A 14,518-nucleotide genomic window follows, 5' to 3' on the forward strand; every position below is an offset into this window, starting at 1 on the left:
ATTGATCGCCGTCGAAAAACGTAAATCTGTTCGAATAAAAACCTGTTTATTGTAAGGGTTTTGCAGCGTATTATATTTACGGGATCAATTTGGTTTTTTCTTAACGTATTTGTAACCTTTCATCATTGCTTTTTCCTCCTGAAGAGAATAAGCAACGAAGAAGGGAAGCAGATAACTTTGTATTGGGGCATGCGTGTGGATCCTTATCTAACGGGGTTCACTCTCGGAGTCTTCATGCGATGAGCAAGGAGTCATAATGTTAGACGTAGTCGAACTGTCGCGCTTACAGTTTGCCTTGACCGCGATGTACCACTTCCTGTTTGTGCCGCTGACGCTCGGTATGGCGTTCCTGCTGGCCATCATGGAAACGGTTTACGTCCTCTCCGGCAAACAGATTTATAAAGATATGACCAAGTTCTGGGGCAAGTTGTTTGGTATCAACTTTGCGCTGGGCGTGGCAACCGGTCTGACCATGGAGTTCCAGTTCGGGACAAACTGGTCTTACTATTCCCATTATGTGGGGGATATTTTCGGTGCGCCGCTGGCCATTGAAGGTCTGATGGCCTTCTTCCTCGAATCCACCTTTGTAGGTCTGTTCTTCTTCGGTTGGGACCGTCTGGGTAAAGTCCAGCATATGGCGGTAACCTGGCTGGTGGCATTAGGCTCCAACTTGTCCGCACTGTGGATCCTGGTGGCGAACGGCTGGATGCAAAACCCAATCGCATCTGATTTCAACTTCGAAACCATGCGTATGGAGATGGTCAGCTTCGCTGAGCTGGTCCTGAACCCGGTTGCTCAGGTTAAATTCGTTCACACCGTGGCGTCTGGCTATGTGTGCGGCGCGATGTTCGTGCTGGGCATCAGCTCCTACTATATGCTGCGCGGCCGCGACTTCGCCTTTGCCAAGCGTTCTTTTGCTATCGCAGCAAGCTTCGGTATGGCCGCGATTCTGTCCGTTATTGTTCTGGGTGATGAATCCGGTTACGAAATGGGCGACGTGCAGAAAACCAAACTCGCCGCAATTGAAGCTGAATGGGAAACCCAGCCGGCACCGGCAGCGTTTACCCTGTTCGGTGTGCCTGACCAGGAAGCGCAGGAAAACCGCTTCGCCATTCAAATTCCTTACGCGCTGGGTATTATCGCCACGCGCTCCGTCGACAAACAGGTGACTGGCCTGAAAGATCTGATGGTGCAGCATGAAGAGCGTATCCGTAACGGGATGAAAGCTTACTCGCTGCTGGAACAGCTGCGCGCCGGCTCTACCGACCAGGCCGTTCGCGATCAATTTAACGACGTGAAGAAAGACCTCGGTTACGGTCTGCTGCTGAAACGCTATACCCCGAACGTCTCCGACGCGACGGAAGCGCAGATCCAGATGGCAACCAAAGACTCTATTCCACGCGTTGCGCCGCTGTACTTCGCGTTCCGCATCATGGTGGGTTGCGGCATTATCATGCTGCTGATCATCGCGGCCTCGTTCTGGTCAGTCATTCGTAACCGTATCGGTGAGAAAAAATGGCTGCTGCGCACCGCGCTGTACGGTATCCCACTGCCATGGATTGCTATCGAGTCCGGCTGGTTTGTTGCGGAATATGGCCGTCAGCCGTGGGCGATCGGTGAGGTGCTGCCAACAGCGGTAGCAAACTCCTCCCTGACCGCAGGCGACCTGATCTTCTCCATGCTGCTCATTTGCGGTCTGTACACCCTGTTCCTGGTGGCTGAACTGTTCCTGATGTTCAAGTTCGCGCGCCTTGGCCCAAGCAGCCTGAAAACCGGTCGCTACCACTACGAGCAGTCTGTTGCGACTACTCAGCCGGCACGCTAAGACAGGAGTCATCAAATGATCGATTATGAAGTATTGCGTTTTATCTGGTGGCTGCTGATCGGTGTTCTGCTGATTGGTTTCGCGGTCACCGATGGTTTCGACATGGGCGTGGGCATGCTCACCCGTTTCCTCGGTCGTAATGACACCGAGCGTCGAATCATGATCAACTCCATCGCCCCGCACTGGGACGGTAACCAGGTGTGGCTGATCACCGCAGGCGGCGCGCTGTTCGCTGCCTGGCCGATGGTCTACGCGGCTGCGTTCTCCGGCTTCTATGTGGCGATGATTCTGGTGCTGGCTTCTTTATTCTTCCGTCCGGTGGGTTTCGACTACCGTTCCAAGATTGAAGACACCCGCTGGCGTAACATGTGGGACTGGGGCATCTTCATCGGTAGCTTCGTTCCACCGCTGGTCATTGGTGTGGCGTTTGGTAACCTGTTGCAGGGCGTACCGTTCCACGTCGACGAATATATGCGTCTGTTCTACACCGGTAACTTCTTCCAGCTGCTGAATCCGTTTGGTCTGCTGGCAGGCGTGGTGAGCGTGGCGATGATCATCACCCAGGGCGCAACCTATCTCCAGATGCGTACCGTAGGTGAACTGCACCTGCGTTCCCGCGCTACCGCTCAGGTGGCGGCGCTGGTGACGCTGGTCTGCTTCGCGCTGGCAGGCGTGTGGGTGGTGTATGGTATTGATGGATACGTGGTGACGTCTGCTATCAACCATGCTGCGCCGTCTAACCCGCTGACCAAAGAGGTGGCGCGTCAGGCCGGTGCATGGCTGGTGAACTTCAACAATACCCCTGTGCTGTGGGCTATCCCGGCTCTGGGTGTGCTGCTGCCACTGCTGACCGTGCTGACGTCTCGTCTGGAGAAAGGCGCTCTGGCGTTCGTATTCTCTTCCCTGACGCTGGCGTGCATCATCCTGACGGCCGGTATTGCGATGTTCCCGTTCGTGATGCCATCCAGCACCATGATGAATGCCAGCCTGACCATGTGGGATGCAACGTCCAGCCATATGACGCTTAACTTAATGACCTATGTTGCTTGCGTGTTCGTTCCGATTGTTCTGGCTTACACCATCTGGTGTTACTGGAAAATGTTCGGTCGTATCACTAAAGAACATATCGAAAGCAACACCCACTCTATGTACTAAGTAAGGAGCTGAATATGTGGTATTTCGCATGGATTTTAGGGACGCTTCTTGCCTGTGCGTTTGGTGTCATCACTGCCCTGGCGCTTGAGCATGTAGAAGCGACCAAAGCAGGTGAAGAAAAGCACTAATGAATATTATCGCAACGTTATATGCGGTAATGGATAAGCGCCCCTTGAGGGCGCTTTCCCTCATTATGGCATTACTGCTGGCAGGCTGTATCTTCTGGGACCCGTCGCGCTTCGCGGCGAAAACCAGCGAGCTTGAAATCTGGCACGGCTTCCTGATTATGTGGGCGGTGTGCGCAGGCGTGATTCACGGTGTCGGCTTTCGTCCGAAAGCGCTTCACTGGCAGGGCATCTTCTGCCCACTGATTGCCGATCTGGTTCTCCTCGCCGGTTTGATTTTCTTCTTCTTCTGAATAAGAAATGTCCGTTAACGTTATGGGCTTACCCTGGCCCATAAAAATTTACTCTCCGTTTACTTTCCCCCATTCCAAACCATCATTCCCGCGCGTATAGTAGCGAAGTTTGAAAGCTCCAACTTTTCTTGTATTACCGGGATGTAAAGTGAATACAACGCTGTTTCGATGGCCGGTACGTGTCTATTACGAAGATACTGATGCCGGTGGTGTGGTCTACCACGCCAGCTACGTTGCTTTTTATGAACGGGCACGCACAGAGATGCTGCGCCATCATCACTTTAGTCAACAGGTGCTGTTGGCTGAGCGAGTTGCCTTCGTGGTACGCAAGATGACGCTTGAGTATTTTGCGCCTGCCAGACTCGACGATATGCTCGAAGTTCAAACAGAAATTACATCAATGCGCGGAACTTCACTGGTTTTCACGCAGCGGATAGTCAATGCAGAGAATACGGTACTGAACTCAGCTGAAGTCCTGATTGTCTGTGTTGATCCAACCATAATGAAGCCTCGTGCGCTTCCTAAGTCTATTGTCGCGGAGTTTAAGCAGTGACTGACATGAATATCCTTGATTTGTTCCTGAAGGCAAGCCTTCTGGTTAAACTTATCATGTTGATTTTGATTGGTTTTTCAATCGCATCCTGGGCCATCATCATCCAGAGAACGCGTATCCTCAATGCCGCTGGCCGCGAAGCCGAAGCGTTTGAAGATAAGTTCTGGTCGGGTATTGAGCTTTCTCGTCTGTACCAGGAAAGCCAGGGACGCCGTGATAACCTTTCAGGCTCCGAACAAATTTTCTATAGCGGTTTCAAAGAGTTCGCTCGCTTACATCGCGCTAACAGCCATGCGCCGGAAGCCGTGGTAGAAGGAGCGTCGCGTGCGATGCGCATCTCCATGAACCGCGAACTGGAAAATCTTGAAACGCATATTCCTTTCCTCGGAACCGTTGGCTCCATCAGCCCGTATATCGGCCTGTTTGGTACGGTGTGGGGGATCATGCACGCCTTTATCGCCCTTGGGGCGGTGAAGCAGGCAACGTTGCAGATGGTTGCGCCGGGTATCGCAGAAGCACTGATCGCGACCGCAATCGGTCTGTTCGCCGCAATTCCGGCGGTAATGGCGTACAACCGTCTGAACCAGCGCGTGAACAAACTGGAACTGAACTACGACAACTTTATGGAAGAGTTCACCGCGATTCTGCATCGTCAGGCGTTTACCAGCACCGAGAGCAACAAGGGGTAAACCATGGCCAGATCGCGTGGACGAGGTCGTCGCGAGCTCAAGTCCGAAATCAATATCGTTCCGTTACTGGACGTGCTGCTGGTGCTGCTGCTGATCTTTATGGCGACGGCGCCCATCATCACCCAGAGCGTGGAAGTTGATCTGCCGGATGCGACAGAATCACAGGCGGTAAGCACCAATGACGATCCTCCGGTCATCATTGAGGTTTCCGGCGTAGGGCAGTACAGCGTGGTGGTAGAGAAAGATCGTATGGATCAGCTTCCGCCAGAGCAGGTTATTGCTGAAGCGCAACGACGCCTGGAGTCAAATCCGAAGACGGTCTTCTTAATCGGTGGTGCGAAAGACGTACCATATGATGAAATTATCAAAGCGCTGAACTTGCTACATAGCGCGGGCGTTAAGTCAGTTGGCTTAATGACTCAGCCTATTTGATCATCTGCGTAGTTTTTGGGAACCGATAGTGTCAAAGGCAACCGAACAGAACGACAAGCTTAAGCGAGCGATAATCGTCTCCGCAGTGCTGCACGTAATTCTTTTTGCAGCGCTGATCTGGAGTTCGTTCGATGAGCACCTTGATGCATCAGGCGGCGGTGGGGGGTCCTCCATCGACGCCGTTATGGTGGATCCTGGTGCGATCGTTCAGAACTATAATCGTCAGCAACAGCAGCAGGCGAGCTCTAAACGTGCTGAAGAGCAGCGAGAAAAACAGGCGCAACAGCAGGCGGAAGAGCTGCGTGAAAAGCAGGCCGCTGAGCAGGAACGTCTGAAGCAGCTAGAGAAAGAGCGTTTGCAGGCGCAGGAAGCGGCGAAAGAGCAGGCAGAGCAGCAGAAGCAGGCTGAAGCCGCTGCGAAGAAGGCGCAGGAACAGCAGAAGCAGGCGGAAGAGGCGGCAGCCAAAGCCGCGGCTGATGCAAAAGCGCAGGCTGACGCACAGGCGAAATTAGCGGCTGACGCGGCGAAGAAAGCCGCTGCTGATGCTCAGAAAAAAGCGGAAGCAGAAGCTGCGAAGAAAGCCGCTGCTGATGCCCAGAAGAAAGCGGAAGCAGAAGCTGCGAAGAAAGCCGCTGCTGATGCCCAGAAGAAAGCGGAAGCAGAAGCCGCGAAGAAAGCCGCTCAGGAAGCAGAGAAGAAAGCTGCTGCCGATGCTGCGAAGAAAGCGGCTGCTGCCGAGAAGGCTGCGGCTGAAAAAGCGGCTGCCGCTGAAAAAGCTGCGGCTGATAAAAAAGCTGCTGCCGAAAAAGCCGCAGCCGACAAGAAAGCTGCCGCTGAAAAAGCCGCTGCCAGGAAGGCCGCTGCTGAAAAAGCTGCCGCTGAAGCAGCCACCGCTGACGATATCATTGGCGACCTGAGTTCTGGTAAGAATGCGCCGAAAACTGGCGGTGGGGCAAAAGGGAGTAATGCAGCCCCGGCGGGAAGCGGTAACACTAAGAACAACGGTGCTTCTGGCGCTGAGATTAACGACTACAAGAACCAGATTGCTGCGGCTATATCCAGCAGGCTTAACGATAAATCATTGTATACAGGGAAAACATGCAGACTGCATATTAAACTGCATACTGATGGTACCGTGCTGAGCGTTGAGTCTGAAGGAGGCGATGACGCATTATGCCAGGCTGCACTTGTGGCAGTGAATCAGGCAAAACTGCCAAAACCTCCGTCACAGGCTGTCTATGAAGTGTTCAAAGACGCTTCGCTGAACTTTAAGCCATAAGCAGAGCTGCGGTTATCGGGTTCTGATAGTTTTGTGTATTTGAGTTTGTTAACCTTCTGCTAAATTATCCAGGACTTATTGTTCGGATAAGGGAGATATGATGAAGCAGGCATTACGATTAGCTTTTGGTTTTTTAGTACTGTTGACGTCAGCAGTGCATGCCACAGTAAGCATCGACATTACCGACTGGAACGACTCAGCGCGTCCAATCGGTGTCGTTCCGTTCCAGTGGGCAGGCCCGGGCGCTGCGCCTGAAGACATTGGCGGCATTGTTGCAGCTGACCTGCGTAACAGCGGTAAATTTAACCCCTTAGATCGTTCTCGTCTGCCGCAGCAGCCGGGTACCGCTCAGGAAGTTCAACCTGCTGCATGGTCTGCACTGGGTATTGATGCCGTGGTTGTCGGACAGGTTACTCCTGCGCCAGACGGCGGCTATAACGTCGCTTATCAGCTGGTGGATACCGGCGGTGCGCCGGGTACCGTTCTGGCTCAAAACACGTATAAGGTGAACAAGCAGTGGCTGCGTTACGCAGGCCATACGGCGAGTGACGAAGTGTTTGAGAAGCTGACCGGTATTAAAGGTGCGTTCCGTACTCGTATCGCGTACGTAGTACAGACCAACGGCGGCCAGTTCCCTTATGAGCTGCGCGTCTCTGATTACGATGGCTACAACCAGTTCACCGTACACCGTTCACCACAGCCGCTGATGTCTCCGGCATGGTCTCCGGACGGCTCTAAGCTGGCGTACGTGACCTTCGAAAGCGGCCGTTCCGCGCTGGTTATCCAGACGCTCTCTAACGGTGCTGTGCGTCAGGTTGCGTCATTCCCGCGTCACAACGGTGCGCCTGCGTTCTCTCCGGACGGTACCAAACTGGCGTTTGCCCTGTCTAAAACCGGTAGCCTGAACCTGTACGTGATGGATATTGGTTCTGGTCAGATCCGTCAGGTCACGGATGGTCGTAGCAACAACACTGAGCCAACCTGGTTCCCGGACAGCCAGAATCTGGCCTTTACGTCTGACCAGGCAGGTCGTCCACAAGTTTATAAAGTGAATATCAACGGCGGAGCAGCGCAGCGTATTACCTGGGAAGGTTCTCAGAACCAGGATGCTGACGTCAGTGCCGATGGTAAAACAATGGTAATGGTCAGTACTGCGGGTGGTCAGCAGCACATTGCCAAACAAGATCTGGTAACGGGGGGCGTACAAGTACTGTCGTCAACGTTCCTGGATGAAACGCCAAGTCTGGCACCTAACGGCACCATGGTAATCTACAGCTCTTCTCAGGGGATGGGATCCGTGCTGAATCTGGTTTCTACAGATGGGCGTTTCAAAGCGCGTCTTCCGGCAACTGATGGACAGGTAAAATCACCTGCCTGGTCGCCGTATCTGTAATAATAATTAATTGATTACTAAAGGAATCTTAGAAATGCAACTGAACAAAGTGCTGAAGGGGCTGATGATCGCTCTGCCTGTTATGGCAATCGCAGCGTGTTCTTCTAACAAGAACGCAAGCAATGACCAGAGCGGCGAAGGCATGATGGGTGCCGGCACCGGTATGGACGCTAACGGCAATGGCAATATGTCTTCTGAAGAGCAAGCGCGTCTTCAGATGCAGCAGTTACAGCAGAACAACATCGTTTACTTCGATCTGGATAAATACGACATCCGTTCTGACTTCGCTGCAATGCTGGATGCGCACGCAAACTTCCTGCGTAGCAACCCGTCTTACAAAGTCACCGTAGAAGGTCATGCGGACGAACGTGGTACTCCGGAGTACAACATCTCCCTTGGTGAACGTCGTGCAAACGCTGTTAAAATGTACCTCCAGGGTAAAGGCGTTTCTGCTGACCAGATCTCCATCGTTTCTTACGGTAAAGAAAAACCAGCAGTACTGGGTCACGACGAAGCGGCTTACTCCAAAAACCGTCGTGCCGTACTCGTTTACTAAGAGAATTGCATGAGCAGTAACTTCAGACATCATCTGATGAGTCTGTCGTTACTGGTTGGAATAGCGGCCCCCTGGGCCGCTTTTGCTCAGGCACCAATCAGTAGTGTCGGCTCAGGCTCGGTAGAAGACCGGGTCACTCAACTCGAGCGTATTTCTAACGCTCACAGCCAGCTTTTAACTCAACTCCAGCAGCAGCTTTCCGATAACCAGAATGATATTGATTCCCTTCGTGGTCAGATCCAGGAGAGTCAGTATCAGCTTAATCAGGTTGTGGAGCGCCAGAAGCAAATTTTGTTGCAGATGGATAGCCTTAACAGCGGCGGAGCAGCAGCACAGCCAGCAGCAGGCGATCAAAGCGGTGCGGCAACGCCTGCACCTGCGGCAGATGCCTCCGCGTCGTCTGGTGCGCCTGTACAGAGCGGTGACGCGAATACGGACTACAACGCGGCCATTGCCCTGGTGCAGGACAAATCGCGCCAGGACGATGCTATCGTTGCGTTTCAGAACTTCGTTAAGAAGTACCCTGATTCCACTTACCAGCCAAATGCGAACTACTGGCTGGGTCAGTTGAATTACAACAAGGGTAAAAAGGATGATGCGGCGTTTTATTTTGCCTCTGTGGTGAAAAATTACCCGAAATCACCGAAAGCGCCTGATGCGATGTATAAAGTCGGCGTGATCATGCAGGACAAAGGCGACACTGCAAAAGCCAAAGCGGTTTATCAGCAGGTGGTTGCAAAATTCCCGGGTACAGACGGCGCCAAACAAGCGCAAAAACGTTTAAGTTCGATGGGTTGATTATCGCATGACCAGAAATCGCGTCATTTCTGGTCGTGCAGCATGATTCCTAAGCAGTTAAGTGATCTTCATCGAAATTTTTGTTGCGCAGAATTCTTAAATCAGTAATATATGCCGCCGTTGCCACGGGATATCAAACAACGTGAAAGCAGCGCAAAAGTGGGTCGTTAGCTCAGTTGGTAGAGCAGTTGACTTTTAATCAATTGGTCGCAGGTTCGAATCCTGCACGACCCACCACTTAAAGCAGTTCTGGCAGTACAGAGTGGGTGATTAGCTCAGTTGGTAGAGCATCTCCTTTACACGGAGGGGGTCGGCGGTTCGAGCCCGTCATCACCCACCACTCGGGTCGTTAGCTCAGTTGGTAGAGCAGTTGACTTTTAATCAATTGGTCGCAGGTTCGAATCCTGCACGACCCACCAATTTTATTGGTTCCGAGTGATAATTCAGGCAACACCCGAACGGGTCGTTAGCTCAGTTGGTAGAGCAGTTGACTTTTAATCAATTGGTCGCAGGTTCGAATCCTGCACGACCCACCAGCCTGAATAGATTTGAAGTACATCCCGCAAGGGGTCGTTAGCTCAGTTGGTAGAGCAGTTGACTTTTAATCAATTGGTCGCAGGTTCGAATCCTGCACGACCCACCAGTGTTGAAAGGCGCCCTAAAGGCGCCTTTTTGCTATCTGTCGTTCGCCAGTGCCTTATAGGTCGGGTAAGGCGAAGCCGCCACCCGACAGATGCTACCGGCATCAATTCCCGATGACATTCCCCCTCAAATTCGCTATCTTGTTTAGTATACAAAACACCATTGCCTCATTTTTGTTATCTCATGCAAAACAAAGGCAATATTGTTAAGCCAGTAAAACGAGAAGCCATAATGAGTGTGATGTTTGATCCCGAAACCGCAATCTATCCCTTCCCGCCGAAGCCCGCTCCGCTAAGCCGGGATGAAAAACAGTTCTATCGTGAAAAAATTAAGCGCCTGCTTAAAGAGCGTGATGCGGTGATGGTGGCGCATTACTACACCGACCCGGAAATTCAGCAGCTGGCAGAAGAGACGGGCGGCTGTATCTCAGACTCCCTGGAAATGGCGCGTTTCGGTGCAAAACATCCTGCCTCCACGCTGCTGGTTGCAGGTGTGCGCTTCATGGGCGAAACGGCAAAAATTCTCAGCCCGGAAAAAACCATACTGTTGCCGACGCTGAATGCCGAATGCTCCCTTGACCTCGGTTGCCCGATTGATGAGTTCACCGCCTACTGTGATGCCCACCCTGATCGTACCGTGGTGGTCTATGCCAACACGTCTGCGGCGGTGAAAGCCCGGGCAGACTGGGTAGTGACCTCCAGTATCGCCGTTGAGCTGATTGAGCATCTGGACAGCCTGGGGGAGAAAATCATCTGGGCGCCCGATCGTCACCTGGGAAACTATGTACAAAAACAAACCGGTGCGGATGTGCTGTGCTGGCAGGGCGCCTGTATCGTTCACGACGAGTTTAAGACCCAGGCCCTGACGCGCATGAGAGGGTTATACCCAGACGCCGCGATTCTGGTGCACCCGGAATCCCCGCAGTCCATCGTCGACATGGCGGATGCCGTCGGGTCAACCAGCCAGCTCATTCATGCTGCGAAAACCCTGTCACACAAGCAGCTCATTGTGGCGACCGATCGCGGTATCTTCTACAAGATGCAGCAGGCCGTGCCGGAAAAAACGTTGCTCGAAGCGCCGACCGCCGGAGAAGGGGCGACCTGCCGAAGCTGCGCGCATTGCCCGTGGATGGCGATGAATGGGCTCAAAGCGATTGCGGAGGGGCTGGAAAACGGTGGCGCAGCGCATGAGATCCACGTGGATGCCGCTCTGCGTGAAGGCGCGTTAATTCCACTTAACCGTATGCTGGATTTTGCGGCTACACTACGTACTTAACTTATTACGCCCCGGAGAAAAAATGGATTTTTTTAGCACACAGAACATCCTGGTTCATATCCCGATTGGTGCGGGCGGCTATGACCTGTCGTGGATTGAAGCGGTGGGTACGCTGGCCGGTTTACTCTGTATCTGGCTGGCCAGCCTTGAGAAGATCAGCAACTATGCGTTCGGGCTGATAAACGTCACGCTGTTTGCGATCATCTTTTTCCAGATCCAGCTCTACGCCAGCCTGCTTCTACAGCTGTTCTTCTTCGCAGCCAATATCTATGGCTGGTACGCCTGGTCTCGGCAAAACAGTCAGCAGGAGGCGGAACTGCAAATCCGCTGGCTGCCGTTGCCAAAAGCCATCACCTGGTTCGCGGCCTGCGTGGTAGCTATCGGCTTTATGACCGTCTTTATTGATCCGGTATTTGCCTTCCTGACGCGCGTGGCGGTCTCGGTCATGTCGGGTCTGGGATTAAACGTGACGATGGCTGAGCTTCAGCCGGATGCCTTCCCGTTCTGGGATTCCTGCATGATGGTACTGTCGATTGCCGCAATGATCCTGATGACCCGTAAATACGTTGAGAACTGGCTGCTGTGGGTGGTCATCAACGTCATTAGCGTGGTGATTTTTGCCCGCCAGGGTGTTTATGCCATGTCGCTGGAGTACATGCTGCTGACGGTCATTGCCCTGAACGGTAGCCGCATGTGGATTAACAGCGCGCGTGAGCGTGGCTCGCGCGCGCTTTCCCGTTAATGGTGATGGGCGTGTGAGTGGCCGGACTGCGCCTCGTTCAGGTGACAGTCTGGCCCGTTACATGGCTGATACTCCATCTGGATGGTGGCGTGCGCAATTTCGTAGTGATGCTCAAGGAAGTGCCGAATACGTTCAAGCAACGCATCGTGATCGTGGGGCGGAATAACCTGAACGTGCAGCGTCATAAGCGGTTTCTCACCCACCAGCCAGACGTGAACGTGGTGAACGTTACGGACTTCAGGAATGGAACGACACAGATTGCGTTTTAGCTCGCCAATATCCAGCGACGTGGGAGCGCCTTCCAGCAGCTCATTGACGCTCTCTTTCAACAGCCGCCAGGCACTGCGTAATACAAGGCACGATACCAGCACGGAAAGAATCGGGTCGATGGGAGTCCAGCCCGTGCCCATAATGATCAGCGCGGCTACGATGGCCCCTACGGAACCCAGCAGATCGCCCAGCACATGAAGCGCCGCGGCCCGTACGTTCAGATTTTTTTCACTGCTGCCGCGGTGCAATATCCAGAACGCCAGAATATTGGCGACCAACCCGGCAATGGCGATAACCATCATTGTCGTCCCGGCTATCGGTTGTGGATGCCGAAAGCGCTGAAAAGCCTCCCAGACGATAAGAAGAGTAATGACCACCAGTGCAATCGCATTCACAAAGGCGGCAAGCGTGGTCAGTCTGAGCCAGCCAAAGGTGTGGCGAGTATTGGGAGGGCGACGGGCAAACTGCACGGCCAGCAGAGCAAACAGGAGCGCGGCAGCGTCGGTCAGCATATGCCCGGCATCGGCCAGCAGCGCCAGCGATCCGGATATCAGCCCGCCTGTTACCTCAATTATCATAAAGGTGGCAGTGACGCCAAAAGCCAGCAGAAGCCGTTTGGCATTTTCATCGCCAGTGGAGTGGGAATGGGAGTGGGAGTGCGCCATGGTATCGTTCCTGATTTATTATTATTTTTAGTGTAGCGTTTTTAAGAGCTTAAATAAAAAAGGAGAGCATTCGCTCTCCCTGTTTTACCTTACGGAAGGTTACTGGGTAGTACCGTCCGTTTTGGTATTGGCATCGCTGCCTACTTTGTCATTCGGGTCCGGGCATTTCCCGTCTTTACACACAGAGTTTTTATGAACCTCGTCGGTGGTCATACCCTCATGGTTCATCGTGCCTGTGCTCGTCCCGCCGGTGTTGGTATTGCCCGTGTTGATATTACTGTTATCAACATTGTTTGGCGCAATATTCTGTTTTGCATCCGGCGCAACCTGGCCTGCTTCGGCAGCGGCATTCGCGTCGCCGTTGCTGCCGGATGAGCCTGCGTCAGCAGCCAGTACGCTACCGCTTGCCAGAGTAAGGGTTGCCGTCAGGAAAAGCGTAGTCAGTTTCGTCATTTTCATCATGGTGCTCCTGTTCTTATCGTTACGCTGGATAACATTCTCCAACAGTGCATCTTGTTCAGTGGCGAAAGATCCCAGTTTCCTGATTTATGTCAGGATGGAATCGCGTATAAATATTTAAAAACAGTCGTTACAAGTAAAAAGCTTAGGCCAGATCTCATTTTTCGCTATTTTGTTGTGTATTTTAGGCGAATTCCAGGAATTATCTGCGCGAAGTGTAAAAGCCCGTTTACACTTCGTGGCCGACAAGTTAGATTGAAAGGATTGCTTTCATTACTAAAGATATGGCAGAGCCGGAAAGAAGATGAATTATCAGAACGACGATTTACGCATTAAAGAGATCAATGAGTTATTACCTCCCGTAGCGCTCCTTGAAAAATTCCCCGCCACCGAAAATGCCGCCAACACGGTGTCTCATGCCCGCAAGGCGATCCACAAGATCCTGAAAGGTAGCGACGATCGTCTTCTGGTGGTCATTGGGCCGTGCTCCATTCACGATCCTGCTGCGGCCAAAGAGTATGCGTCCCGTCTGCTCGCCCTGCGTGAAGAGCTGAAAGGCGAACTGGAAATCGTGATGCGCGTTTATTTCGAAAAACCGCGTACCACCGTGGGCTGGAAAGGGTTGATCAACGATCCGCATATGGACAACAGTTTCCAGATCAACGACGGCCTGCGCATTGCGCGTAAGCTGCTGCTGGAGATCAACGACAGCGGGCTGCCTGCTGCCGGAGAATTCCTCGATATGATCACCCCGCAGTATCTGGCTGACCTGATGAGCTGGGGCGCTATTGGCGCGCGTACGACGGAATCTCAGGTTCACCGTGAGCTGGCGTCTGGCCTGTCATGCCCGGTGGGGTTCAAAAATGGCACTGATGGCACCATTAAAGTCGCTATTGACGCCATTAATGCGGCTGGCGCGCCGCACTGCTTCCTGTCGGTGACCAAGTGGGGCCACTCCGCTATCGTGAATACCAGCGGTAATGGCGATTGCCATATTATACTGCGCGGCGGTAAAGAGCCTAACTACAGTGCTAAACACGTAGCGGAGGTAAAAGCAGGGCTGGAGAAAGCGGGTCTGGCACCGCAGGTGATGATCGATTTCAGCCATGCCAACTCCAGCAAACAGTTCAAAAAGCAGATGGAAGTCGGCGCAGATGTGTGTCAGCAAATCGCCAGCGGTGAACGCGCAGTGATTGGGGTGATGATTGAGAGCCATCTGGTGGAAGGCAACCAGAACCTGGAGGGCAGTGAGCCGCTGGTCTACGGTAAGAGCGTGACGGATGCCTGCATTGGCTGGGACGATACCGATGCGATCCTGCGTCAGTTGGCGGATGCGGTTAAAGCGCGTCGCGGCTAAGTTTGTCCCG

Annotated in this window: 16 protein-coding genes and 5 tRNA genes; 19 read left to right on the forward strand and 2 right to left on the reverse strand. The window is 53.0% G+C overall.

The window, feature by feature from the left end; genetic code table 11:
* Positions 1-256: 256 nt before the first annotated feature.
* The 18 genes from cydA to pnuC all read left to right on the forward strand — a co-directional run bounded on the left by cydA (position 257) and on the right by pnuC (position 11,757).
* Entirely contained in the window at positions 257-1,825 is a 1,569-nt protein-coding gene (gene cydA / locus KTH07_RS04075) for a cytochrome ubiquinol oxidase subunit I (RefSeq protein ID WP_003858601.1), read from the forward strand.
* A gap of 15 nt (positions 1,826-1,840) precedes the next feature.
* Positions 1,841-2,980, forward strand: coding sequence for a cytochrome d ubiquinol oxidase subunit II (gene cydB, locus KTH07_RS04080; RefSeq protein ID WP_023303309.1), 1,140 nt, complete (start codon positions 1,841-1,843; stop codon positions 2,978-2,980).
* A gap of 14 nt (positions 2,981-2,994) precedes the next feature.
* A complete protein-coding gene (gene cydX / locus KTH07_RS04085; RefSeq protein WP_003858598.1) occupies positions 2,995-3,108 on the forward strand; it encodes a cytochrome bd-I oxidase subunit CydX in 114 nt (37 codons plus the stop codon).
* A complete protein-coding gene (ybgE, locus tag KTH07_RS04090) occupies positions 3,108-3,398 on the forward strand; it encodes a cyd operon protein YbgE (RefSeq protein ID WP_003858596.1) in 291 nt (96 codons plus the stop codon). The genes cydX and ybgE overlap by 1 nt, the downstream gene beginning before the upstream one ends.
* Before the next feature lie 148 nt (positions 3,399-3,546).
* The gene (gene ybgC / locus KTH07_RS04095) at positions 3,547-3,951 is read left to right on the forward strand and encodes a tol-pal system-associated acyl-CoA thioesterase (RefSeq protein WP_003858593.1); all 405 of its coding nucleotides are present in this window, start codon (positions 3,547-3,549) and stop codon (positions 3,949-3,951) included.
* Positions 3,948-4,640: a Tol-Pal system protein TolQ gene (gene tolQ, locus KTH07_RS04100; protein ID WP_003858590.1), complete on the forward strand. Its 693-nt coding sequence runs from the start codon at positions 3,948-3,950 to the stop codon at positions 4,638-4,640. Before ybgC ends, tolQ begins: the two co-directional genes overlap by 4 nt.
* Before the next feature lie 3 nt (positions 4,641-4,643).
* Entirely contained in the window at positions 4,644-5,072 is a 429-nt protein-coding gene (gene tolR / locus KTH07_RS04105) for a colicin uptake protein TolR (protein ID WP_003858589.1), read from the forward strand.
* 28 nt (positions 5,073-5,100) lie between these two features.
* Positions 5,101-6,351, forward strand: coding sequence for a cell envelope integrity protein TolA (gene tolA, locus KTH07_RS04110; RefSeq protein WP_017384963.1), 1,251 nt, complete (start codon positions 5,101-5,103; stop codon positions 6,349-6,351).
* 100 nt (positions 6,352-6,451) lie between these two features.
* Positions 6,452-7,744, forward strand: coding sequence for a Tol-Pal system beta propeller repeat protein TolB (tolB, locus tag KTH07_RS04115; protein ID WP_017384962.1), 1,293 nt, complete (start codon positions 6,452-6,454; stop codon positions 7,742-7,744).
* A 34-nt stretch (positions 7,745-7,778) separates the two neighbouring features.
* Positions 7,779-8,300, forward strand: a complete 522-nt coding sequence (pal, locus tag KTH07_RS04120) for a peptidoglycan-associated lipoprotein Pal (RefSeq protein WP_003858578.1) — start codon at positions 7,779-7,781, stop codon at positions 8,298-8,300.
* A gap of 9 nt (positions 8,301-8,309) precedes the next feature.
* Complete coding sequence (cpoB, locus tag KTH07_RS04125) at positions 8,310-9,098, forward strand: cell division protein CpoB (RefSeq protein WP_003858574.1); 789 nt, start codon at positions 8,310-8,312, stop codon at positions 9,096-9,098.
* 161 nt (positions 9,099-9,259) lie between these two features.
* Positions 9,260-9,335 (forward strand) — tRNA-Lys (locus KTH07_RS04130).
* 27 nt (positions 9,336-9,362) lie between these two features.
* Positions 9,363-9,438 (forward strand) — tRNA-Val (locus KTH07_RS04135).
* Between the two features lie 3 nt (positions 9,439-9,441).
* Positions 9,442-9,517, forward strand: a tRNA-Lys gene (locus KTH07_RS04140).
* A gap of 41 nt (positions 9,518-9,558) precedes the next feature.
* Positions 9,559-9,634: transfer RNA gene (locus KTH07_RS04145), tRNA-Lys, on the forward strand.
* Positions 9,635-9,665: 31 nt separating this feature from the next.
* A tRNA-Lys gene (locus KTH07_RS04150) sits at positions 9,666-9,741 on the forward strand.
* Positions 9,742-9,971: 230 nt separating this feature from the next.
* Entirely contained in the window at positions 9,972-11,015 is a 1,044-nt protein-coding gene (gene nadA / locus KTH07_RS04155) for a quinolinate synthase NadA (protein ID WP_032620062.1), read from the forward strand.
* 22 nt (positions 11,016-11,037) lie between these two features.
* Positions 11,038-11,757 (forward strand): nicotinamide riboside transporter PnuC, encoded by a 720-nt coding sequence (pnuC, locus tag KTH07_RS04160; RefSeq protein WP_023303313.1) that lies wholly within the window; start codon positions 11,038-11,040, stop codon positions 11,755-11,757.
* On the opposite strand, the gene zitB is transcribed toward pnuC, so the two are convergent.
* Positions 11,754-12,692, reverse strand: a complete 939-nt coding sequence (zitB, locus tag KTH07_RS04165) for a CDF family zinc transporter ZitB (RefSeq protein ID WP_015571102.1) — start codon at positions 12,690-12,692, stop codon at positions 11,754-11,756. The genes pnuC and zitB overlap by 4 nt on opposite strands.
* Positions 12,693-12,791: 99 nt before the next feature.
* On the reverse strand, positions 12,792-13,151 hold the full coding sequence (locus KTH07_RS04170; RefSeq protein ID WP_017384957.1) for a protein YbgS: 360 nt from the start codon (positions 13,149-13,151) through the stop codon (positions 12,792-12,794).
* A 304-nt stretch (positions 13,152-13,455) separates the two neighbouring features.
* Between KTH07_RS04170 and aroG the strand changes: the two genes are divergently transcribed.
* Positions 13,456-14,508, forward strand: coding sequence for a 3-deoxy-7-phosphoheptulonate synthase AroG (aroG, locus tag KTH07_RS04175; protein ID WP_003858564.1), 1,053 nt, complete (start codon positions 13,456-13,458; stop codon positions 14,506-14,508).
* Positions 14,509-14,518 lie beyond the last annotated feature (10 nt).

The organism is Enterobacter cloacae complex sp. ECL72 (genome assembly GCF_019056635.1).
Classification (GTDB): domain Bacteria; phylum Pseudomonadota; class Gammaproteobacteria; order Enterobacterales; family Enterobacteriaceae; genus Enterobacter; species Enterobacter hormaechei_C.

What these genes read in the sequence shown, in the direction of transcription:
- KTH07_RS04170 (WP_017384957.1), bottom strand. Translation starts at nt 13,151, where the DNA reads ATGAAAATGACGAAACTGACTACGCTTTTCCTGACGGCAACCCTTACT.
- cpoB (WP_003858574.1), top strand. Translation starts at nt 8,310, where the DNA reads ATGAGCAGTAACTTCAGACATCATCTGATGAGTCTGTCGTTACTGGTT.
- nadA (WP_032620062.1), top strand. Translation starts at nt 9,972, where the DNA reads ATGAGTGTGATGTTTGATCCCGAAACCGCAATCTATCCCTTCCCGCCG.
- cydA (WP_003858601.1), top strand. Translation starts at nt 257, where the DNA reads ATGTTAGACGTAGTCGAACTGTCGCGCTTACAGTTTGCCTTGACCGCG.
- zitB (WP_015571102.1), bottom strand. Translation starts at nt 12,692, where the DNA reads ATGGCGCACTCCCACTCCCATTCCCACTCCACTGGCGATGAAAATGCC.
- ybgE (WP_003858596.1), top strand. Translation starts at nt 3,108, where the DNA reads ATGAATATTATCGCAACGTTATATGCGGTAATGGATAAGCGCCCCTTG.
- pal (WP_003858578.1), top strand. Translation starts at nt 7,779, where the DNA reads ATGCAACTGAACAAAGTGCTGAAGGGGCTGATGATCGCTCTGCCTGTT.
- tolB (WP_017384962.1), top strand. Translation starts at nt 6,452, where the DNA reads ATGAAGCAGGCATTACGATTAGCTTTTGGTTTTTTAGTACTGTTGACG.
- cydX (WP_003858598.1), top strand. Translation starts at nt 2,995, where the DNA reads ATGTGGTATTTCGCATGGATTTTAGGGACGCTTCTTGCCTGTGCGTTT.
- tolR (WP_003858589.1), top strand. Translation starts at nt 4,644, where the DNA reads ATGGCCAGATCGCGTGGACGAGGTCGTCGCGAGCTCAAGTCCGAAATC.
- aroG (WP_003858564.1), top strand. Translation starts at nt 13,456, where the DNA reads ATGAATTATCAGAACGACGATTTACGCATTAAAGAGATCAATGAGTTA.
- cydB (WP_023303309.1), top strand. Translation starts at nt 1,841, where the DNA reads ATGATCGATTATGAAGTATTGCGTTTTATCTGGTGGCTGCTGATCGGT.
- pnuC (WP_023303313.1), top strand. Translation starts at nt 11,038, where the DNA reads ATGGATTTTTTTAGCACACAGAACATCCTGGTTCATATCCCGATTGGT.